Origin of the sequence: Tolumonas lignilytica, assembly GCF_000527035.1 — a bacterium.
In the GTDB taxonomy this organism is placed as follows: Bacteria; Pseudomonadota; Gammaproteobacteria; order Enterobacterales; family Aeromonadaceae; genus Tolumonas; species Tolumonas lignilytica.
The window spans coordinates 118,832-139,568 of the sequence record NZ_AZUK01000002.1 but is presented as its reverse complement, the minus strand read 5'-3'; the positions used below and the strand labels follow the sequence as shown (position 1 = coordinate 139,568).

General features: G+C 36.5%; 20 protein-coding genes. 7 read left to right on the top strand and 13 right to left on the bottom strand.

Annotated elements, in window-relative coordinates:
- Window positions 1–18: 18 nt before the first annotated feature.
- From H027_RS0115650 to umuC, 3 genes are all read left to right on the top strand, one after another.
- Window positions 19–1,197: a tyrosine-type recombinase/integrase gene (locus tag H027_RS0115650; protein ID WP_024873381.1), complete on the top strand. Its 1,179-nt coding sequence runs from the start codon at window positions 19–21 to the stop codon at window positions 1,195–1,197.
- An 86-nt stretch (window positions 1,198–1,283) separates the two neighbouring features.
- A complete protein-coding gene (locus H027_RS0115645) occupies window positions 1,284–1,712 on the top strand; it encodes a LexA family protein (RefSeq protein WP_024873380.1) in 429 nt (142 codons plus the stop codon).
- Window positions 1,709–2,977, top strand: coding sequence for a translesion error-prone DNA polymerase V subunit UmuC (gene umuC / locus H027_RS0115640; RefSeq protein WP_024873379.1), 1,269 nt, complete (start codon window positions 1,709–1,711; stop codon window positions 2,975–2,977). Before H027_RS0115645 ends, umuC begins: the two co-directional genes overlap by 4 nt.
- Before the next feature lie 77 nt (window positions 2,978–3,054).
- Here the strand turns inward: umuC and H027_RS0115635 are convergent, their stop codons facing one another.
- Window positions 3,055–3,735 carry a hypothetical protein gene (locus H027_RS0115635; RefSeq protein WP_024873378.1) on the bottom strand — a complete coding sequence of 227 codons (681 nt, stop codon included), beginning with the start codon at window positions 3,733–3,735 and terminating at the stop codon, window positions 3,055–3,057.
- Window positions 3,736–5,001: 1,266 nt separating this feature from the next.
- Window positions 5,002–5,418: a nucleotidyltransferase family protein gene (locus tag H027_RS0115625; RefSeq protein ID WP_237657986.1), complete on the bottom strand. Its 417-nt coding sequence runs from the start codon at window positions 5,416–5,418 to the stop codon at window positions 5,002–5,004.
- Between the two features lie 203 nt (window positions 5,419–5,621).
- Here H027_RS0115625 and H027_RS0115620 point away from each other — a divergent pair, with 203 nt between their 5' ends.
- The 3 genes from H027_RS0115620 to H027_RS0115610 all read left to right on the top strand — a co-directional run bounded on the left by H027_RS0115620 (window position 5,622) and on the right by H027_RS0115610 (window position 9,292).
- Complete coding sequence (locus tag H027_RS0115620) at window positions 5,622–6,821, top strand: SIR2 family protein (protein WP_024873376.1); 1,200 nt, start codon at window positions 5,622–5,624, stop codon at window positions 6,819–6,821.
- Entirely contained in the window at window positions 6,818–8,590 is a 1,773-nt protein-coding gene (locus H027_RS0115615; protein WP_024873375.1) for an ATP-binding protein, read from the top strand. The genes H027_RS0115620 and H027_RS0115615 overlap by 4 nt, the downstream gene beginning before the upstream one ends.
- Before the next feature lie 390 nt (window positions 8,591–8,980).
- Complete coding sequence (locus H027_RS0115610) at window positions 8,981–9,292, top strand: hypothetical protein (protein ID WP_024873374.1); 312 nt, start codon at window positions 8,981–8,983, stop codon at window positions 9,290–9,292.
- Window positions 9,293–9,567: 275 nt separating this feature from the next.
- On the opposite strand, the gene H027_RS0115605 is transcribed toward H027_RS0115610, so the two are convergent.
- The 11 genes from H027_RS0115605 to H027_RS0115560 all read right to left on the bottom strand — a co-directional run bounded on the left by H027_RS0115605 (window position 9,568) and on the right by H027_RS0115560 (window position 19,526).
- On the bottom strand, window positions 9,568–10,338 hold the full coding sequence (locus tag H027_RS0115605; RefSeq protein ID WP_024873373.1) for a hypothetical protein: 771 nt from the start codon (window positions 10,336–10,338) through the stop codon (window positions 9,568–9,570).
- Window positions 10,339–10,478: 140 nt separating this feature from the next.
- A complete protein-coding gene (locus tag H027_RS0115600; RefSeq protein WP_024873372.1) occupies window positions 10,479–11,933 on the bottom strand; it encodes a relaxase/mobilization nuclease domain-containing protein in 1,455 nt (484 codons plus the stop codon).
- Between the two features lie 7 nt (window positions 11,934–11,940).
- A complete protein-coding gene (locus H027_RS0115595) occupies window positions 11,941–12,348 on the bottom strand; it encodes a hypothetical protein (protein ID WP_024873371.1) in 408 nt (135 codons plus the stop codon).
- A gap of 887 nt (window positions 12,349–13,235) precedes the next feature.
- On the bottom strand, window positions 13,236–13,745 hold the full coding sequence (locus H027_RS0115590) for a hypothetical protein (RefSeq protein ID WP_152536774.1): 510 nt from the start codon (window positions 13,743–13,745) through the stop codon (window positions 13,236–13,238).
- Window positions 13,696–14,091: a hypothetical protein gene (locus tag H027_RS0115585; protein WP_024873369.1), complete on the bottom strand. Its 396-nt coding sequence runs from the start codon at window positions 14,089–14,091 to the stop codon at window positions 13,696–13,698. The genes H027_RS0115590 and H027_RS0115585 overlap by 50 nt, the downstream gene beginning before the upstream one ends.
- 63 nt (window positions 14,092–14,154) lie before the next feature.
- The gene (locus H027_RS18960; protein WP_161632471.1) at window positions 14,155–14,313 is read right to left on the bottom strand and encodes a hypothetical protein; all 159 of its coding nucleotides are present in this window, start codon (window positions 14,311–14,313) and stop codon (window positions 14,155–14,157) included.
- Between the two features lie 180 nt (window positions 14,314–14,493).
- Window positions 14,494–15,117 (bottom strand): hypothetical protein, encoded by a 624-nt coding sequence (locus tag H027_RS0115580; RefSeq protein WP_024873368.1) that lies wholly within the window; start codon window positions 15,115–15,117, stop codon window positions 14,494–14,496.
- Window positions 15,118–15,136: 19 nt separating this feature from the next.
- Window positions 15,137–15,862 (bottom strand): 8-oxoguanine DNA glycosylase OGG fold protein, encoded by a 726-nt coding sequence (locus H027_RS0115575; RefSeq protein WP_024873367.1) that lies wholly within the window; start codon window positions 15,860–15,862, stop codon window positions 15,137–15,139.
- A gap of 106 nt (window positions 15,863–15,968) precedes the next feature.
- Complete coding sequence (locus H027_RS0115570) at window positions 15,969–16,709, bottom strand: hypothetical protein (protein ID WP_152536773.1); 741 nt, start codon at window positions 16,707–16,709, stop codon at window positions 15,969–15,971.
- Between the two features lie 12 nt (window positions 16,710–16,721).
- Window positions 16,722–17,267: a hypothetical protein gene (locus tag H027_RS0115565; RefSeq protein ID WP_024873365.1), complete on the bottom strand. Its 546-nt coding sequence runs from the start codon at window positions 17,265–17,267 to the stop codon at window positions 16,722–16,724.
- 21 nt (window positions 17,268–17,288) lie between these two features.
- Window positions 17,289–19,526, bottom strand: a complete 2,238-nt coding sequence (locus H027_RS0115560) for a Piwi domain-containing protein (protein ID WP_024873364.1) — start codon at window positions 19,524–19,526, stop codon at window positions 17,289–17,291.
- A 189-nt stretch (window positions 19,527–19,715) separates the two neighbouring features.
- Between H027_RS0115560 and H027_RS0115555 the strand changes: the two genes are divergently transcribed.
- Window positions 19,716–20,612: a helix-turn-helix transcriptional regulator gene (locus H027_RS0115555; RefSeq protein WP_024873363.1), complete on the top strand. Its 897-nt coding sequence runs from the start codon at window positions 19,716–19,718 to the stop codon at window positions 20,610–20,612.
- Window positions 20,613–20,737: the final 125 nt, after the last annotated feature.

Genomic DNA, 20,737 nt, shown 5'->3' with positions numbered 1-20,737 from the left:
AATGTCAAGAATGAATCCATGCTATTTGAAGAAAATAATGAATACACTGTTAATGATTTAATCACTGTTGAAATTGAAATTTCAACAGGTCGCTCGCTTGCACGATCGTCTCTGAAGAAAAAAAAATCAAAGTTAAACAATTTACGCACACGGCCATTTCGCTACAACGTCAGAACTGAGCGTGTCGTGAATTTTGGGGATGTGCCTGTCCATCGGCTAACTCAAACCAACATCGAACTCTTCATTTCTGATCTGAAAACCAAACTCGGTTATAAAAACAGTACCATGATCCAATATATTGATTTTTTGAAGATAATGTTGGCGCGAGCTTACAAAGATCGATTACTCGATATTGATATCGATTTGGAAGAAATGTCGAAAAAATACAAACGAAAAATCGATGAAGAAACGGATCCCGACCCGTTCACGAAAACAGAACTAAGCAAACTATTTCCTCAGCCAGAAAATATTTCTTTAGAAGAAGCTGTTTTTATGATCATGGTAACGACAGGGATGCGTGTAGAAGAAGTCATGGCTCTGAGTCACGAAGCTATCGATACTAATAACCGTCAAATCAACGTTGAGTTAGCAGTCGTCGAAGGCTATTACAAGAAACCAAAATCAAAGGCAGGTCATCGTCAACTTCCGTTAGAAACCCTCACTGAACAAGCGATCGATACGCTCAAGAATGCGACGAGCCAACGGCCTGCGAAACGTTTAGATATTCAGATGTCTGATCCGAATAAAATCAGAAAAGAAGAAAGACACCTGATAGCTTTAAATCCTAAAACCAGCCAGTTTTACTGTCAGGATTATGATTTTAGAAACGCTTTCAAACGTCTGTGTAAAAATCGAAACGTTCGATATCGTGGCCCGTCCCATCTACGCCACACTTACGCATCACATTTGCTTTCAAATGGCGTCACGATTGCTGAGATTGCTTCGTTGCTTGGGCACAGTAATGAGGAAGTCACAACACGTTACGCGAAGTGGCTGCCCAAACTTGCAGCAATAACGAATGATATTCGACGCCAACAAACGTTATCAGACATGTTTGGCTGTACACCATCCATAGAGGTTGCGCCTCCTCAAACGCTATCTGAACAGGAAAAAGAACTACTAAATACATACAGACAAATGCAACAGAGTATTCCCAATGGCCAAAAAATAACGCTGAATTTCAGCAAAGTCGCATAAGTAACGCCTTTCAGAGCGCGTGATTTGAGTATTGAAATTCTAGATCCCACCATGTACTGTACATAAAAACAGTATATGGTGTTTTTATGAGTTCACTGCAAATTTTCAAAGCAGGCAATTGGCCTCCTCTTAACATTCCTCTCTTCCTGGAAAGGGTCGCAGCCGGATTTCCCTCTCCTGCCCAGGATTACGTTGAGCAACGGCTCGATCTAAATCAGCTTTGCGTTAAACGCCCCGCTGCGACTTATTTTGTTCGGGTGGAAGGCTTATCTATGATCAATGCCGGGATTTATCCGGATGACCTGCTGGTAGTTGACCGTTCAATCACTGCACAATCAGGAGATATTGTCGTTGCCAGTCTCAACGGCGAATTCACAGTCAAAACGCTGGAACTCACACCTCTCCGACTAGTACCACAAAATGATGACTATCAGCCCATCTTGATCACCGAGGCCGACGATTTCGAGATCTTCGGTGTTGTCACTAACATCATTCGGTCTATCAAACGCAGATGACCTGTTTTGCTCTAGTCGATTGCAATAACTTCTACGCTTCCTGCGAGAAGTTATTCCGTCCTGACTTGAAACATACACCCGTTGTAGTTCTATCGAATAACGATGGTTGTGTTGTCGCTCGTTCCAAAGAGGTAAAACAACTTGGCATCAAAATGGGAGGGCCATTTTTCAAGTTGCAGGATGAGGTGAAACAGTATGGCATTGTTGCCTTCTCATCGAATTACGCCCTGTATGCAGATATTTCTAACCGGGTCATGACGACACTGGAAGAGCTGTCACCGAAAATGGAAGTCTATTCGATTGATGAAGCATTTCTTGATTTAATTGGCGTTAGTCATTGCTGTGGCTTAACTGAATTTGGCCAGCAAATTCGTCAAACCATCTATCAGTGGGTTGGCATTTCAGTCGGAGTAGGAATTGCGCCGACCAAAACCTTGGCTAAACTCGCCAATCATGCTGCAAAAAACTATCCCGCAACTCAAGGTGTTGTGGATTTAACCAACCCGGCAAGACAACGTAAACTGATGGCAATTACGCCCGTAGAAGAAGTCTGGGGCGTTGGCCGTCAGCTTAGTAAACATCTAACCGCAATTGGCATTGATACGGCTCTGAAGCTGGCTGATGCAGAGCCAGGCTGGATCAAAAAACAATTTAATATTGTTCTCGAACGAACCGTTCGAGAACTCAATGGCCAATCTTGCCTGAAATTAGACGATGTTACGCCACTCAAAAAACAAATCATCAGCAGCAGGTCCTTCGGTGAACGGATCACTGATAAACATTTAATGGAAGAAGCAATTGCCAGCTATGCCGCTCGGGCAACCGAAAAACTACGTCAGCAAAAACAGTTCGCTCGTTCTCTTACAGTATTCATCCGCACAAATCCATTTTCTGAAACAGAATCGTATTACTCGAATTCAGCAACATACCAATTCCCTATTCCAACAGATGACACTCGCGATATGTTGGGCCATGCGAGAGCACTGCTAGAGATGATTTGGCGGCAAGGATACCGCTACATGAAAGGAGGCGTAATGCTGGCCGACTTCTACGATGCGGGAGTCTACCAACCAGATCTGTTTTGCGATTTCACTGTCCGCGACAACTGCAAACCACTGATGCAGGTGTTGGACAAAATTAACCACAGTGGCAAAGGGAAAGTCTGGTTTGCAGGTGAAGGTATTACAAAGAATTGGTCAATGAAACGAGAGCATTTGTCCCCTGCTTATACGACCAACTGGAAAGATTTACCTGTTGTTAAATAAAGTACGCCGAATTGGTCGGTTTTTTCAGGGTAATTTGATAAAAATTCGACAGAATAATACCAGCCTTTCGGCTGGCCTTATTCTTCTTGTTTTACAATTTTATACCAGGCTGATTCAGGGATATCTCTTGGGTTATCTCTATCGGGCCGATTAAATGATGCCCCAGCTATGCGTTCAAGTGCATCAAACCAATATCCAGCTTCCCTAACAATTTTTCTTAAACTCACAGCATCTTTTTGGGCCAGTTCAAATTTTTCTCTCATTCCTTTAATTTTATAATTCATATTACTAGACATTATGTCTGCAATTTTTCTTAACTTATTTAAGTCCATCATTTCACCGATCACGCTTTGAATTTCATTTCTATTGTCAGCTAGCTTTTGTTGTGCTTCTTTTACCTGCGTTTTCACTTTAGCTAAATCAGCTTTATTAGCATTCAATAGGATAGTCATTTCTTTTATTTGTTCAACTTCCTTCAGCATTTGTTTTTCTTGCTTTAAATTAATTTGTATCTCATCTAGCACACCTTCATTAAGTCTACGTAGCTCTTTGCCTTCCGCAATAATTAATTCTTTTTTTACCCACTCTACCCATGCAATAACTGCATTTTCCTGATCTGCACTTACAGTCCAATATTTATATTTCGGATTGAAGATTGGTTTGTTTAACTTTTTCTTCAGCGAAGAATACACGAAGTAATTTTTCTCAAACTTAATAATAATCTCATCATTATCTTTATAAACTTTAATATCAAACATTAATAATTTCCTTTGTTGTTATTTATGTAAACTCAGTGAGCTTAAATATATATTATTTATATAAAACAAAAAGTCAATATATAAACGTGGCAGATTCAATAAAAAATTTAAATGTCACTTTCAATAAATACACACAATATTTAATTACCCATAAACAATTAATGTTTATCTAGTTAATTTCATAAGCAGACCAAGGGCACCTATTTATTAACAATTATTATATTTAGGAAAATAATAATTCCAGCCTAAACATTTTCAAATTTACGTTACTGAAGGTAATTATAATCAAGTAGGCATAGACCGACTTTGGCTAGCCATGTATTGGGTTTATCAGTTCCGAAAAGACAGATATCTATTACGTCAGATCAGTTCATTTCCAGATTTTCCTTACTGAAAAGTCACGAAAATCTAAATCGTGTACGCCGCGGCAGATTTTTCTGGCCATATATTGATTCAGCCTGCATCGGCAAAGCTGGCTGGTATGTAAGAGTCAGATCCGACACATTCCCAGATTGTCATTACTATAAAATCACGAAAATCCAAATCATGTACGCCGCGGCGTAGTTTTCAGACCATGTGCTGACTCAGCCAGCATTGGTAAGGCTGATTGTTATCTATGAGTAAGTTCAGAGCACTTCCAGACCTTCATACTGAAATATCTAAAAATCTAAATCATGTCCGCCGCGGCGGATTTTTCTGGCCATGTGTTGATTCAGCCTGCATCAGTAAAGCTGGCTGGTATCTGTAAGTCAGATCAGTGCATTTCCAGATTTTCATTACGGAAAAGTCACTAAAATCCAAATCATGTACGCCGCGGCAGATTTTTCTGGCCATATATTGATTCAGCCAGCATCGGTAAAGCGGCTCAATATCTATGAGTCAGATCCGTTCATTTCCTGATTTGCCTTACTGAAAAGTCACGAAAATCTAAATCGTGTACGCCGCGGCGTAGTTTTCAGACCATGTGCTGACTCAGCCAGCATTGGTAAGGCTGATTGTTATCTATGAGTAAGTTCAGAGCACTTCCAGACCTTCATACCGAAATACGCAAAAATCTAAATCATGTACGCCGCGGCAGATTTTCGACGGGCATTGGTCCAACCTGCATCAATTGAATATACGATATTGATAATATTGATAAACAGACTGTAGATTCATTGAGTTATTTGTACACAATTAACAAAAGCTTGATTTGCTGATGCAGCGCGAACAACAGAAAAGTGACCGGATCTTAAAGAAAACTTTGCTTTGGGGGATACGTGCACATTAAATGGGAATTGCTTGCTCTAATACCTGAGTCCGAAACGAATCAGGAAGCGCATTAGGCGTCAAAACATCAACCTCAATCTGAAGCAGTTCTTTCAGCTCAAATCGGATCGCTCCAATATCAAAAAGCGATGTGATTGACGTTGGATCTACGAGTATGTCCAAGTCGCTTAATTCAGTATCAGTACCATTGAGAACCGAACCAAACACACGCGGGTTCGATACGTGATGTTTTAAAATTATTTGTTTTATTTGCTCTCGATGTTGTTCGAGCATCATTGATGGTCTCATTTGATTATTGGTTTTCTTGCTTTTAAAGTGAACACGAGTGTTGGCACTAAGATTGTAACTCACCAATGCCCAATTCAGCGTTAGCCTTTGGATGGCCTCGAAGTTATTTTGAGTTACTTTTTTCATTCAAACGAAGTATCTTGAATACCGAAAGAGATGCCCCTTTTGGATCTGTTTGAGCCAAACTGTTTTTTAGCAACAAATGGAGCTAATTTGGTGTTTAGGCACTGTTAATTAGCGTATTATTGGTAGCCAGTAGATGTTGATTTGAGAAATCAACATTATCAAACTTCATATTGACATGACTTATTCTGAGGAGTGGGTCTTAAGTGGCTACTGAATTCAATTTACATCAAATCTACGACCACAATCTTAACTTTCTTTTTGGTGCAGGCGCATCTGTTGGGTTTCTACCAACGTTAGCATTAGAAATCAGAGATGATAATGGTAAAAAACATACCTTCGAGACGCTAGCGAAGCATTACGAAAGCAATAAAGAAATGACAACGATGCTTTTCATGTTGTATTACCGTGAGTGCATCAAGCCTGGCCTGCCAACTTTACCGCCAAGACCACCTAGACTGCCTATTACAGAGCAGGTTATTACTGAGTACAAGCGGTTTATTACTACTCTGATTCAAGTTTTGAATAAACAGAAACCATCAGCCAAGCGAGCAAACATTTTCACCACCAACTATGATAATTGCCTCGAAATCGCTAGTGAAGAATTAATGGCTGCCAGAAACTCTCAGTTTGAGATAAACGATGGTAGTACAGGTTTTCAAACTCGAACATTCCACACAAAAAACTTTAACAATCGAGTAGTAAATAAAGGGCTGTTAGATCGCCACGATCAATATCTTACTCAAATAAACTTACTACACGCTCATGGTTCAGTTCATTGGACTAAGAATGAAAAAGGTGATATCGAACTTAACTATGGAGCTAGTAATTACATCTTTGAATTTAACGAAAAAGAAACACAGATTTTAGATGAATGCAGAAATATTCTTTACAATGAAGAGAAAACACTCACTGACCTAGATATGGTCTTTGAAATATTTTACGATCTAGCTGAATTGCGAGCGAATAAATTTTGGCCTGCATATAACAAGATGCCAATCGTTAACCCTACAAAGTGGAAGTTTCACGAAACAGTGTTTGAAGAGGCATACTATCAAATTCTTCGACACCTAAGTTATGAACTTGAACGTCCACAATCCATTCTTATCACGTTTGGATTTTCATTTGCTGATGAACATATTCTTAGTCTTGTACTAAGAGCACTGTCAAATCCATCTCTGAAAATGTATATAGTTTGCTTTGATTCATCAGTGAAAAATTGGATGTATTCTACATTTGGTCAATATCCAAATGTGGAATACATCCTCTCAGAAGAGCATGAGTTAGACTTCAAATTATTTAATGATGAATACTTTACTGTTCTTAAGTCAAGTAAACCAGCTACCCCAAAAAATGCAGATGAAAACGTAATTCAGATGGTTAGGGTTGATGGTAGGGATCTATGAGCATAAAAGTTGGAGAAGTGATCTCTGTTAAAGGCACAAATATCATCGTTGAATTATACGAAGAATCCAATAAAGAAACTCTTTTCTACAATGGAGAGAAATTTAACGGTATTTCAATTCAGGAGTTTATACTGATTCGCCGTGGATTCAAAGATATAGTGGCGCGAGTTCAAGGTGAGTATCTGGATGAACGGTTTAAAGATGAAGAGAACAATTGTTATATACGCAAAGTGGAATTAGTACCAATCGGATATTTCCAGTTTGATGAATTCCATGAGGGTATCAAGCATCTACCAATGATCCGTGATATTGCCTATCTAATGAGTGATACACAGGTTAAATCGATTTTTGGAAAGCCTAATGATGATTTCATTGTAGGTGAAACACTCACGGAAGAAATACCTGTATCCTTGCCTTGGTCAAGGCTGTTCAATAGCCATATCGGCATCTTTGGTAATACAGGTAGCGGCAAATCTAATACGTTAACCAACCTATACACCACACTATTTCGAAATAAGTTGGATAAGTTCAAAGATAAAAGTCACTTTATTATTATTGACTTTAACGGTGAGTACACAAATAACCAGCTAATACCGAAAGGTGATTATAAAAATGTATACAATTTAGATACTCGTAATGATGATGGTGATAAATTTCCATTAACTAATGATGTATTCTGGGATGAAGAATTATTTGGCATTTTATTTAAAGCTACTGAAAATACCCAGAAACCATTCTTAAAACGGATTGTTACCGGTCGACATAAGTTCAACAACGATCCTGATAGCTTGCAGAATTACGTTAAGTCAACTATTGAACGCGCTCTTACAAGTACTGCCCAAAAGAAAGAGTTTGTAGATCTTATTTATGAGATTGCCAAGCTTATTAAATCTCAAGGCCTAGAACAAAAAATTAGGGAGATGGGTTGGCATGGGCAACAATTTAAATTGTATTTTCCAAATCAACAAGACTTCTTGAATGGTGGCGATAATGACTATGCGTACAATCATCACTGCAAACCTTACGTAGATGCTATCAACATCAGAGAGTTGTCGCCATTTAGTGAGTTAGAATTGAGAATCAACACTCAACTTCTTTCAGACCTTGTTAGCGGTTATGTTCAGTTTGACCATATTCAACCTCTACTAAAGCGAGTAGAAGCTTCATTAACAGCATTAGATAGAGTATTTGAAGTCAGCGAAAAACAGCCGGAAAGAAAGCTGTTGTCTGTGGTATCCCTTCGAAAAACTAACCAAGAAATTAAGAAGGTATTACCACTTCTATTGGCCAAATTTTATTATGGAGCACACAAACAGAAGGTCATAAACCAGAATCCACCAGAGCAAACGTTCCACATGATAATTGATGAGGCTCATAACATACTGTCAACGCAATCCAATCGCGAAAGTGAGAGTTGGAAAGACTATCGTTTGGAGCTGTTTGAGGAAATTATTAAAGAAGGACGTAAATTCGGTTTCTTCCTGACTTTATCAAGCCAAAGACCAGCAGATATTTCACCTACAATTATGTCTCAGTTACATAATTTCTTTATTCATCGCTTAGTCAATGATCGTGACCTTCAATTACTTGAAAATACAATTAGCTCACTTGATGAACTTTCGCGACAAATGATTCCTAATCTGTCTAAAGGTTGTTCGGTAATTACGGGAACATCGTTCGAAATTCCTATGGTTGTTCAATTCGATGAAATGGCTGATGGTAGTAGACCTGACAGTGATGATATTGATATTGAGTCTCTTTGGGGTTAGTGCATTACATGAAGCAATAAAGTTCATTTACTAAGTGTTTTAGATTTTTTCAAATAGTAAAAATCCGCCTTCATAGAAGGCGGCATTGCTTTAGCGCCCCATCGGGGCGCACTAAAAGCCCTAATAAGAAATCTCTACTAATTACTTCGAATTTATAAAAAAAGACAATAAGGTAGAGCCAAAGACTTTCGATGACCACGCCCATAGGATGTGGTTTTCAGTTAAAAATAAAATTTAGTAATTTTTAAGTACATTACGTAACGCATTTTTGTCCATCGGCGTGTTATACCAATCAACTATCACCTCCTGCCCCATTTCGAGTCTCTATCACAGCTTAAAACTCTGCTAATATCGTATTGTCACATATAAATTTTAACGAAGAGTATTTAGATGAGAATTTATGGACTGCAACTTGTTGAAACTGTAACTGATCGTATTTGTGATGTTTGTGGAGACAGTGTTATGAAAGAGGTTAATGGTCATAAATATTCTGAGTCTGGGGAACTAAAAGCTCAGTGGGGATACGGTTCAAAAGAAGATGGTGTCTGTTATCAACTAGATTTATGCGAGGATTGTTTTAAAGTAGCATTGCTAGCATTAAAAGATCATCGCCGATGTATTGTCATGTTAGATAAAGACTTACCAAAGGAAGATTTTGGAATAGATAAATCACGTACACCTGATTATTTATTGCCTCACTAGCCAGTACCGTTCATTGGTCTAAATAGGCTACATATTTTTGTCCACTGACGTATTAGCTCAATGGGCTAACCAACTTCAGATATCCACCAATATATTACTTTGCAATTTTTGTAGGGTACCGCCAAAGACATGCCAAAAATACAAAATAAGTCGGCTTATGCCGACTTGTTGGGATAGGCAGTACAACAGTAGGCAACTAATTGAAAATTAATAGACATATATAATCGAAATAATTAAACAATCACCACATAGTGGTGATTGTTTATTAACCATTTTTAGTATTCGTATTCTGATAGCAGAATCGGAATTTTTTTGACGCTACCCCAGATGGAAGCATTTTTTGAAGAAATTCTAAATTCATCAATCCATTGATCGCGCGAGTCTTCAACCATTCCGAGCAATTCAGAAACTGGCCATTTAAACCCTTTATGTACGAGGCAATGAAGCTGCTGAGAAACCAAGAACAACGCTTTAATTTGTTCTTCCGCCAAAGCATCATGAGGTGTACAAGATTTAGATGCTGCATAATTCATGACTTCGATATACAGCGGCTTCATCACTGTCTGAAGTTTTGAAGGATTATCCATTATGTTGCTAAAAATATTGGAAATGTCACCAACAATAAGGCCGTCTGGTAAGTCATTTGGTATATCTAACTTATAGGTATCAGCAATAACACCAATAAACTCCCCTACTTTCCGTTTTTGAATATAACCAGGAAAATTTTTATACTTAGCGTCATCTCGAGAATTAGACTTTATTACTGGTCTACCACCAAAATTTCCATTTTTTGCATTGTTAGCAAAGGCATTAGCTATCTCAGCCAACTGTTGGTCTACAAACTCTCGAAATTGGATGGCTTCTTCTTTTGATAGATATGATAATTTATTAAAATCAGAACAGACAGAAAGTTTCCCTAAAGGAATGTGTATAATTTTTGGGATATTATGTTTTATCCCTTCTTTATCCTCCATATAATAAGAGGTATAAGATGATTTTGAAAATGATACGGTTTTTAAATCCGCATTTAAACGCATTATGGTCATATAAGCATCCTTTTTATAATAATTATTTTTGCTTAATTATATTAATAACATTTTATTTATAATGTTGTCAATTTAAATTTGATGGGCTTGTGAGGTATTTAATTTACAAAGCCCACTTTATAATTAACCAACCTGAATTATCATACTATAGAATGCAAGGGAGAAGGTTTCTTGGTTTTGTGTTTAGACAAATAGACATCGAGATTATTGTTTATTTTATTTTCAAGATCTTCATTTCCTTGACACTTTATTTTAAATACATGCTCATCCAAATCATCATTTTCAATATGAGGTATAATATCAGCGACTATATCCGAGTCTAAAAATACAATACCCAATAAAACCTTCAGAAGCATTAACACTAGTGCAATCAATGCTTTCGCAAAGTCATCTCCGCTAGTCCCCATATCAAATTCATGCTCTCTACACTCTATGGATAGTTTTAATCGAGCATAATATATTTCATTGTTTTTTTGCTTGTATATATTTAATTTCAAATCTTTCTTTTGAATTCGATTAACTTGACCATTTGAGATCCTAGCAAAATAGTTAATATTAAAAACAGAATAATCAGTACTTCCATTTTGCGGTACATTAAGGACTGTTGGTATATTAATAGTTTCTGGAACATCGAAAACCTCTGGTTCATTTTCACTATAAACACACTTAAGTAGATCATCAAAAGATTCATATTCAATGCCTAAAGCTTTATTATCCCGCTCTGGCTTGTACTCAATGCCTTCATGTTTTTGTAAAGCAGGCCATGTAGTGCGTGTTTTTTTTATTTTAGAACCGGAGATCCAGAGATCTCCGTCAATGCTGTAGTTGATGCCAATTGGCTCATGATTTGCGTTCGTTTTAATTTGAAACTTGATGTATTGCTTTCTGAGAAGACTAACGAAGTCAGTCATGGTCTTTGGTTTGGCATCAAATACTGATGACATCCGATCACGAATGATAACTGCCGGATCATCTGCAAGTTTTTTAATATTTTTCTTATCAAGCTCAACTTCTTTACGAGTCGGTTCTACTCCCATTGTTTCATCAGGATTTGCCGTGATTTTGAGACCAAACGCTATTTCGATCTTACGTGCAGCATCAACAGCTTTGGCATAATCCTTTTGGTCTGGGACTAGTTTTCCGTTGTGTCTAACACGACATGCCACTATGTGGGCATGTTCGTGATCTTTCTCTGTATGAACGCAAGCTGTATAAAGTGTGTCATTACCATACCCCATTTCATCCATAAACATTTTTACTACTTTGCGCCATTTTTTGTCTGATAAAGTTTCACCTGGAGCAAGGCTTACAATGTAGTGCTGAATAAGATTTTTACCTGAACCAATGCCTTTATACTTCAGCACTTGAGCATCTAGTTCAGCGGCCAATTCATCTATATTTACTTTGTATGGTTTACTATCAGGACCATAATCAAATGGGTCGGCAGAAGACAGTTGTCCACCTATATGCCTTGCGTTATCAATTAGCAAGTCTCCTTTGTTCCCTATCACTGGATGTGATTCTTCACCACGATAGACATATACAAGAGTGCCTCGAGATTCGCTTCGAGATTTCAGTTTTTTAGAAATAGTCATAGCTCACCTACCCTGCCAATCTTGCTTTAATTGCGTGCAAATTGGTGGCTACTTGTTTCAGTAGTTGGTACAGCTCTTTGTTTTGCTCAAAGCTTAACGACTGCGATGAATTTGCATAACGTTTTAAAAGAGACATGGCAGCGTTGACTTTGCCGTGTGTAGCTATAACAGCCTCAAGGTTAATTAAATCATCTTGGACATTTGATTTAATTACTACTTTCTCACTATTTCTTATCTTAAAATAGTAGTCGTGCAGATATGTTGATATATATGTGTAGTTGTGACTTTTACAATCAGATTTGATAATTAACCGTTCTTCAGGGGTAAAACGAATTCGGATCACCTCAGAACGAATTAACTTTTTATCTACTAATGGGCGACCTTTATGGTCACTTTTATCATTATTATTTACCATAAGCATTACCTTTATTATTTTATATTTATTATTGTTTTGTTATTTTTCGCGCAGAACCCAATCGGGTTTGAGCACAAGCGTTTCGAGGGAATGGAAATAAAATTTCCACGTAGCCGAGAAACATAGCTTGCTAAAGTCAAGCTTTATTGTATTTTAATATATGCGAAATAAATTAGCAATTCTTGTGTGTGAAATTAGTTATAATCGAAGATACACACTCATATAGCCGCCAAAATTAATTATAACTCAAAGAACACACAAACAGATCTGTCGAAATTTAAAATACACTCTAAATTCAAATATTAATTAAAACATGGTGAATTATAATATCGAACAATAAATTATATTTAGAGAACATACAAATAAGTCTCAAATCAAGAAGCAGCCATTTCTAATTGATTGATTGATTGATTGATTGATTGATTGATTGATTGATTGATTGATTGATTGATTATATTAGATTTGAATCATATCTGTTTGACAAAATGGAACTTGTTCGCACTTTTGCTAGGTACATATTCCAGAGAATTCAGATAACTTATTTCTGGATTATACGGGTTGATAATTTCGCAATAATTGAGAGTCGGAAAACCTCCGATGTAAGTGACTGTTTTACAATGTAATAAATAACCGTCAATCTGCACTTAAAGTTTAACAGAATACAGTGAAAATAACATATGATTTTTATGTGTATTTATAATATAGAAGTAAACGTCATTTTCTTAATTTTGAAAACCAAATCAAACCAAATCAATTGACCATCAATACAATGTATTAAATTATTCTTGTATCACCAGATATTATCTTATGATATTCCACTATTGCTCAGTGGCGCACTTCACTAACTACACTAATAATTATAGAAACATCAAAATTAGCACAATATTTCATTTAACTTTACCACCATTAATCTTTTTCCAATAACTAAAGGAGCCATTAAATATGGTTGATGTAGAGATAGACACTTCAATGTCCTTTAATTTACTTAACACATAAGATACATCTTCTTTTTCATCCTGAAGATGATAAACATCATCATATAAATCATCAACTTTCTTTTGTAAAGAAACCAAATCATTAATTTCACTTATATTATCCTTTAATAAACAAAATATATCTTGTATACAATAAATATCATTTTTAATTTCTTCTATTTGATTATTATTATCTTTTATAAAACTTGATATCTTTGATTTAGTCCGACTGGCTTCATAGGCCAATTTTCCTCTCATTTTCACAATATCATTCATTGATTGGCAGTTAACCGACACAATCATATCTATATGATCCAAATCTGAATCTATCTCATGTATAAACTCATTGCATTTGTAATCATTTAAGTCTGATTTAATTTTTTTTATTTCCAGCTTCATTTTCTCTAAATCTGATATCATCATTCTTCTCTCTAATTATAAACTTTAAAGTGGCAACCTTAGCTTCCAAATTGGCCTGTTCATCAATTAATTTTACTTTATTTTCTCTTGCCGATGCGACTTTACCTTCCAACTCTGATTTAAGTTCTGGCAACTTCTCAATTAATAATTTTTGATTTTCATCAAAATAATCCCCACGTAATATTGGTGATATTTCACCTAAAATCTTACATAAAAGATCAATATGACTCTCTCGAAAATCAATAAATTCATTACATTTTTTTTCAAGTTCGATTATGCGCTGAATTGAAAAACTAATGTTTTCAGAGAGATCTCGAATGTAGTCTAAACAATCTAATGATGTTTCCATATCTTAAAAAAACTCCCAGAATATACCAAGATCGGATTAATTATGACTCCTAATTGACAGATTCTACGTTACAATAACTGAGATAAATAAATTATTAATGCCAACCTTACTTAAATGACTCCATCTTATAGGTAATAATTTGTCATATATCTCTTGGCTGTTAGGCTTGGCTAAATGACCAGATGTTTTATATGAAAATATCATCACCAATTTTAAAGCCATATAATAATCCAACACTAACCTGCAAAATTCATTGATGTATATCACATAATCTTATGATTAAAAAATCATAAGACTCACTTAATATTTTTATATTTACAATATACACCTAAAACAATTGAGCTGCATAACAATACTGATGTAAAATAATAGAATTTAACTCAGATTTCACCGTGAACTATTTTAATAAATATCAACCGAATCAGGATCGCTATCTATATTTGGAAATATTGCAGCAACAGGGTCAGGGCAAACTATTTGACCATCTATACGCTGCATTAAGTTATTTTTTACATCAACAGATATTAATTTGTGATGTTCAGTTGTGTATTTGCAAAGATCTCTTATTTCTTGAATATAGCTTATTAGCTCTCCTGTTTTACATATAGGCCGCCTCAACTCAAACAATTCCTCCATTACTGTTATATATACAGCCTCATCAAATAGCTCACCATATTTATTGCAAGCAAACACTGTTTCATAAATTACAGGATGTATTAAGCTAAATGGTTTTACCAGATTTTTGCAATACTCAGCATACACATTAAATCCATCTTCACTATGGATCTTAAAAACAACATTAGAAATTTTAGGGTGTTTAAGAACAACGCTAAATGAACCATAACCAATTATTCTAAATGGAAATAAATGTTTTTTGTGAGGGTGGGCGACCAAATCCGCAATGTTATAAACACATAAATTATCTTTGTATTTCCTATAAAAATCCTGCTGTTGATTCGAATGTTTAATGATTGCAGACAATCTACTCTGTAGACTAAAGAGTATATCTTGATAGTTTATATCCATGATTAGTTCATCTATCACATTAAAAATTAGTAGTAAATATAAACATCTCTAACTGATCTGGCCTGCAACTTAATTGGTCTGCCCACACGTTCATCATATTTACATAATTATTATATTTACTTGGACTTTGCTTAGTATCAGCGGTTACACCATATTTGTTTGATTTATTATCTAGTGTCCAAGAAGCGAAGTTGGTTGCGTCTAGCCCCAATCGATCTAGCTTGGACACAACATTTGCATCCAGTATTAATGGCAGTGGCTTTTGCTCGGAGGCAACACCAAGAAAATAAAACATTTTCGTCATGAAAGCCATTTTGCAATATTTAACATCCCACGTAGAATATGCAGAAATTATATCTCCAATTTGGATGTGTTTAGCTGCTTGAATGATTGATTTAGCAATGTGTTCAGAAGAATTGCTCAAATATATATTATCTGTACGTGGAACTCCAATAGGTTGATCACTCCATCCCCACAACATAACAGAAAAAAACAGTTCACTCGCAAGAATTTCATCAGTTTGTTTTTTAAAGAAATTTTGAGCCATCGATATAACATCGCCACGACTGATTTTTCCAGAGAACTTTGCTAATATCTTTTTACATTCATCACGAGATGACATATTCAGGCTAGGCTCACCCCACCGGGAGATCTCATACATAAATGATTGATTTTCTGGTACTATTTTTTGTATCTTATCTTGATTCATTTGCAATTGAGATGGCAATTCTGGAATTTTAAACATATATATCCTTAACAAAAATGTTTAGATTTATTGAAGTATAAGAACTCACAATATACACATTGATGTATTATCAATGTGTATATCCACTTTAACCACCAGAAAAAAATCATTTGAAAAAATCATTAACATTCCCACCAGAGAAAAAATTATCAAATACGGATTCATATGAGCCATATTCACGCAAAATGATATGCCACCAAACATTGGCATTCTCAGAAAATGTTCCTGTTTTACTGTCATAATTCCGCATAAAGCTTTTCATTATTTTCAAATTGCGCATGTATTTCCATTTATTCAATTTCAAATATAAATCATACACGAAATCTAATTCACAAAACTTCACAACATCACTGATTGAATGCGCATCACTAATCTGAAGTTCTTTAATTACCGGAACTATTATTTTTCTAATAATACAATCTCTCTTGAGATGAAAATTACTTTCAAGATCGAATAATTCCCTACCACACTCAAAGATATCTAACAAGTTGAAATAAATCGGTAACATTCCAAAAAATGAACCGCGAACGCTTTCTTCAATCGCAATATCAGGTATCTTCTCAAGATCTAATCGACCTGATTTTTTTAAATAACTTTTAAGGTTATCGCAAAAGCCATGTAAAATCGATTCGTGCAGGTGTTTATTTTTATCTTCTGAATTTAAATAACTATCATAATCAGAAAAACCAAAACAATTTGAAACAACATTGTTGGTCTCTTCAAATTTATAATCATCAAAATATTCTAAAACTGGCATTATACTTTTAGTTATTATAGCCACAAAATCCATATCGCCATACTTTTCTTTATTAAAACAGAACTTGATTGTTGAATTTGTACATTCCATCTTACTACCCCATCAAGCACACAACAAATAAACCTTAGAAACATAGTTTAATTTTCTTACTCGATTAAACCCCCAAAAGCCAAAATGCTTTTCCATTAGCTTGTCGGTTATAATGATCACTCTAAAATTTTGGAGTTTAAGTCGTAATGGTGTTTTAATCACCACCTTTTGAATTCTGGCAATACTACATTTTTTCAGGATAAGTCTTTCCTTAGCATCCCCTGTTAAAATTGCAATTTTTTTATGATTTTGGTTTTTTCCCAATATGGAATGAATCTTATCCTTAATGTTTAAACTTTTGTTAAAATATTTTTTCTCAATAGGCTCCTTCCAAATTCTAATGTATGGTGAATATATTGTTTTTTTTGGCAAAGGTTCATAGCTTAGATTTTTATGCCGGTAAACTGTCTCTTGTTGTTCATCAACATATCCTAAAGTTATTAACTCATCTAACTTATATTTCGCCTTTGTCCAACCACATTTTAATCTATATTGAATGGCGCATGGACCAATAAACTCATGATGCCGCAGAGACATCATCAATTCTTCGTTTGTCATAATTTTGTGATCCTTGCCAATTTATAAATACACCGGACAGAGCCGATCCATTTGGGCCAGTGACTCAACCCGGACTTCTTTTCTTAATTTACTGAATCGATCTGCATGATGTGTTGTAACCGGTAAACGTGGATGTCGGTACAATGATGCTCCGTGTATACGGCTTAAATATAAAACCTGTTCTGCGAGTGTTTTTAGGTCGGTATCACCATGACGTTTCCGCAAACGTAACGAACGTACACTCATCAATGAGTCCATTTTCCCTAGCTCAGCACCGCTATAAGTGGAAATGATAATTTCATTTTCATTGATGACAAATGCATCACCTGCTTCCGGGTTGGTGAAACATTTTTGGATAATTTTCTTGTCAGGATCATAAACCGAAGTGCGTCGATAAATAGCGGGAGCTCCGCTTTTCAACACTTCTAATACGTCAACTTTAATACCGGTTGCCAATTCAAATGATTCAACGACCTCTAGAGTCTCGTAAAACTTGCCATCCCGATGTAATGTCATTCGTTTAGGTTGTTCACCCATCTCTTTTTTATAAGCTTTTGCGGCTTGGGTCAGTAAATCAGTCAACTCTGCATCACTCATTTTTTCACCGATTTGCTTATCAGCTAATTGCCAGCCAAGTTGTGTACCCTCATGAGTAAATAAGAAGGCAAAACCCGGTGTTCTGACTGTTGTACCGGCCATATCTAAACCGATAAATAACTCACTATTACCCGGCATATTACTGATTTTACAAATTTGCCCTCCCCCCTTACTAAATAGACCGGCTGCAATATTCCCAGCATATGAGCTTTGCTGATAGACGTTAGGCTTATGGTCTAATTTGAAAAATTGGGTGGCAAGTTTGTTACTAAATGCCACATCACGTATGGCACGTTTATCAGCTCCTGGAGCTAATCCGATCAATAAAATTGCATTATCAGGACATTTTTTCTGTAAGCGCATTTCTAATTCATCAGCATCACAGATTTGCATTGGGTAACTTGGTGCAATATTAGGCAGTTGTGACGGATTAATTCGGGATAAGGTATTGAAAACATCATTGAAGACTTTCTGAGCCAAACCCATATCAGCAGTTTCACCGACAACGACAGGAACAATCATGTTTCTAGTCATCTGGGCATAAGCGCCAAATCGCAGTACATCTTTTTCGCTATTCGACTGCCCACGATTGAATTGCAATTGAATGTGGCTGATATTCAGCCTTAACTGTTGTAATAGATCAGGTTCTAGTTTTACAAGACGGGATGAAAAGTTCGGAAGTGCTAAGCCGTCGATCAGTTTAAAGCCTTCACGGATCCGCTCCTCCATGGGCCATTTTAAATCTCTGGCCAATCGGTTTAATGTATCTGGGTCGATATTGCTCAAGCTCTCAAAATCGAATACCGGCTCAAGCAGACAAGCGGCATGGTCACATACATTCTTGCTACCATATTTCACCTTGACCACTGTGGAGGTCTTGGTCTCTTCAAGCAGATCTCCTTTTATTTCGCCTTTCGTTGCATGGTATTCATATAAAGATTTGCCTAAGGAGGGCAAGATGCTCGAACCATTAAGCTCGGTCTGTACTGAATCAAATTCAGCGACAATCTTTCCACGATCTGCACTTTGATATCTATGCCTAACTCTTTTTATCACCTCTAACCATTTGGGACGATGATCAATCACCCATTGTAGTGATATACCAGATTTAGCGATCAATCCATGTGCTAATTGGAGCCCTATAATTACTGTACCATCTGGTAATACTTGGGGATCTAATTCAATCGTTTTAAAGACATCAAGAAATGTAGCTTTGAAGCGGACTCGTTCAGATGGTGACTTTTCCCTTATTGCGACTGTACCTGCCTGGTTCAGATATTCAATAGTTCCACTTTTGTTAAATGCTAACTGATATGCGGCTTTGGCTAGGTCTTGATTGACCAATCGCTGCAAGGCACCATTATGAAGTGGGATATTAGCATCTAATTCAAGCTGCCCATGGAGTTCTAAGCACGCAACAAGCCATGGTGTATCCACAATTAAATCGTCTAATGGTGCTAGAGTAACAATTAAGTCATGCCCTAAATTTGTCACTAGCGGAAAATGGTTGGGCTTTCCAATCGCTGAAGCAACAGAGCGGATCAACTGAGTTGGATTCTTATTTTCATCCTTTTTGTCATAGATGACTTTGTAAGCATGAACCGTGGTTCCGTTGATATTTTTACTCAGTTGTAACGCATTGAGCCCTAACTCCATCGACATTCACATTTCCTTCTGGGAAAGTAATGTCCTCTGGTTCAGATGCGCTCCCAAGTAACATTACTTTTTTCATGGATAAGCAATTGAGACTTGATGGTAGATCATATTTTCTCGATTTGTAATAGGTTACCTACTTTTTTTTATTAGGTATAAATGATACTGTACATATAAACAGTGAAACTAAATGGCACTATGACTGTAGAAAAAATCAAACCTAAGCTCTCTGAACTGAGCCAGGTACAACAAGAACGACTAGCTCATATTGATTTCACTTTGTATTTTAAGGGTGAAGCCAACCGAAACTCGGTGACAGAACGATTTGGTGTCGCACCTTCAGTCGCCACTCAGGATTTTGCAAGATATCGGGAATTTGCACCTGACAACGCCGTATATGATGAAAAACGTCGAATGCATGTGAAGAGTTCATCTTTCAAACCCCTGTTTGATTATGATGTGAATAGAACGCTTTCCACATTAAGTCAGGGATTCGGTGATGGTTTTATGGGGAATATTAAAACTGTTATTTCCTGTGTTTCTCCATTTCGATTGAACAAGCCTGATTTGTCGCTAGTCGCGACAATTTCTGAAGCCATTTATCAGAAACGACCTATCAAAATCACATACACATCTATCGAAAATGGTCCTTCTGAAAGGGTTGTAGTACCACATACGATTGTCGATAACGGGATCCGTTGGCATTTCCGGGCCTTTGATCGCAAAAGAAATGGTTTCAGAGATTTCGTGATCACTCGTGTTGATTCTGCAATTTTGGAAACAACGGAGGTATTTGCTCATGAATGCATTCTTGAAGACAAGCAATGGCAGAGGATTGTCGAACTAGAATTGATCCCCCACCCTTCGATTGAGTTTCCTCAGACAATCATGAAAGATTACGGCATGGTTGATGGTGTTTTGAAAATCGAGCTACGAGCACCATTCGCAGGATATCTATTGAATTTATGGCAGGTGGATTGTTCATCAGAACCTGAATCCAAGTTTACAGGGAAACTATTGGCACTTAGAAATCACCACGCATTATATGGTGTCGAACATGCCATCTTAGCCCCTGGGTGGAAGGTACTTAGTTAATGAAATTTGAACTGAAAATGACCGCTCGTAAGTAAACCAAGTTGAAATGACGACTACAGAGCAAAATTATTCTTTGTTAAATTTACCACAGGAAGTGAGTACATATGAATTGCGATGGCCTCAGA

Bases quoted from the DNA above. Each gene is read 5' to 3' on its own strand.
- H027_RS0115585 (WP_024873369.1), bottom strand. From the start codon at position 14,091: ATGGAAACATCATTAGATTGTTTAGACTACATTCGAGATCTCTCTGAA.
- H027_RS0115650 (WP_024873381.1), top strand. From the start codon at position 19: ATGCTATTTGAAGAAAATAATGAATACACTGTTAATGATTTAATCACT.
- H027_RS0115645 (WP_024873380.1), top strand. From the start codon at position 1,284: ATGAGTTCACTGCAAATTTTCAAAGCAGGCAATTGGCCTCCTCTTAAC.
- H027_RS0115615 (WP_024873375.1), top strand. From the start codon at position 6,818: ATGAGCATAAAAGTTGGAGAAGTGATCTCTGTTAAAGGCACAAATATC.
- H027_RS0115565 (WP_024873365.1), bottom strand. From the start codon at position 17,267: ATGACAAACGAAGAATTGATGATGTCTCTGCGGCATCATGAGTTTATT.
- H027_RS0115625 (WP_237657986.1), bottom strand. From the start codon at position 5,418: ATGAAAAAAGTAACTCAAAATAACTTCGAGGCCATCCAAAGGCTAACG.
- umuC (WP_024873379.1), top strand. From the start codon at position 1,709: ATGACCTGTTTTGCTCTAGTCGATTGCAATAACTTCTACGCTTCCTGC.
- H027_RS0115595 (WP_024873371.1), bottom strand. From the start codon at position 12,348: ATGGTAAATAATAATGATAAAAGTGACCATAAAGGTCGCCCATTAGTA.
- H027_RS0115570 (WP_152536773.1), bottom strand. From the start codon at position 16,709: ATGGAATGTACAAATTCAACAATCAAGTTCTGTTTTAATAAAGAAAAG.
- H027_RS0115590 (WP_152536774.1), bottom strand. From the start codon at position 13,745: ATGATGATATCAGATTTAGAGAAAATGAAGCTGGAAATAAAAAAAATT.
- H027_RS0115575 (WP_024873367.1), bottom strand. From the start codon at position 15,862: ATGTTTAAAATTCCAGAATTGCCATCTCAATTGCAAATGAATCAAGAT.
- H027_RS18960 (WP_161632471.1), bottom strand. From the start codon at position 14,313: ATGGCTTTAAAATTGGTGATGATATTTTCATATAAAACATCTGGTCAT.
- H027_RS0115560 (WP_024873364.1), bottom strand. From the start codon at position 19,526: ATGTCGATGGAGTTAGGGCTCAATGCGTTACAACTGAGTAAAAATATC.
- H027_RS0115600 (WP_024873372.1), bottom strand. From the start codon at position 11,933: ATGACTATTTCTAAAAAACTGAAATCTCGAAGCGAATCTCGAGGCACT.
- H027_RS0115610 (WP_024873374.1), top strand. From the start codon at position 8,981: ATGAGAATTTATGGACTGCAACTTGTTGAAACTGTAACTGATCGTATT.
- H027_RS0115555 (WP_024873363.1), top strand. From the start codon at position 19,716: ATGACTGTAGAAAAAATCAAACCTAAGCTCTCTGAACTGAGCCAGGTA.
- H027_RS0115580 (WP_024873368.1), bottom strand. From the start codon at position 15,117: ATGGATATAAACTATCAAGATATACTCTTTAGTCTACAGAGTAGATTG.
- H027_RS0115605 (WP_024873373.1), bottom strand. From the start codon at position 10,338: ATGACCATAATGCGTTTAAATGCGGATTTAAAAACCGTATCATTTTCA.
- H027_RS0115635 (WP_024873378.1), bottom strand. From the start codon at position 3,735: ATGTTTGATATTAAAGTTTATAAAGATAATGATGAGATTATTATTAAG.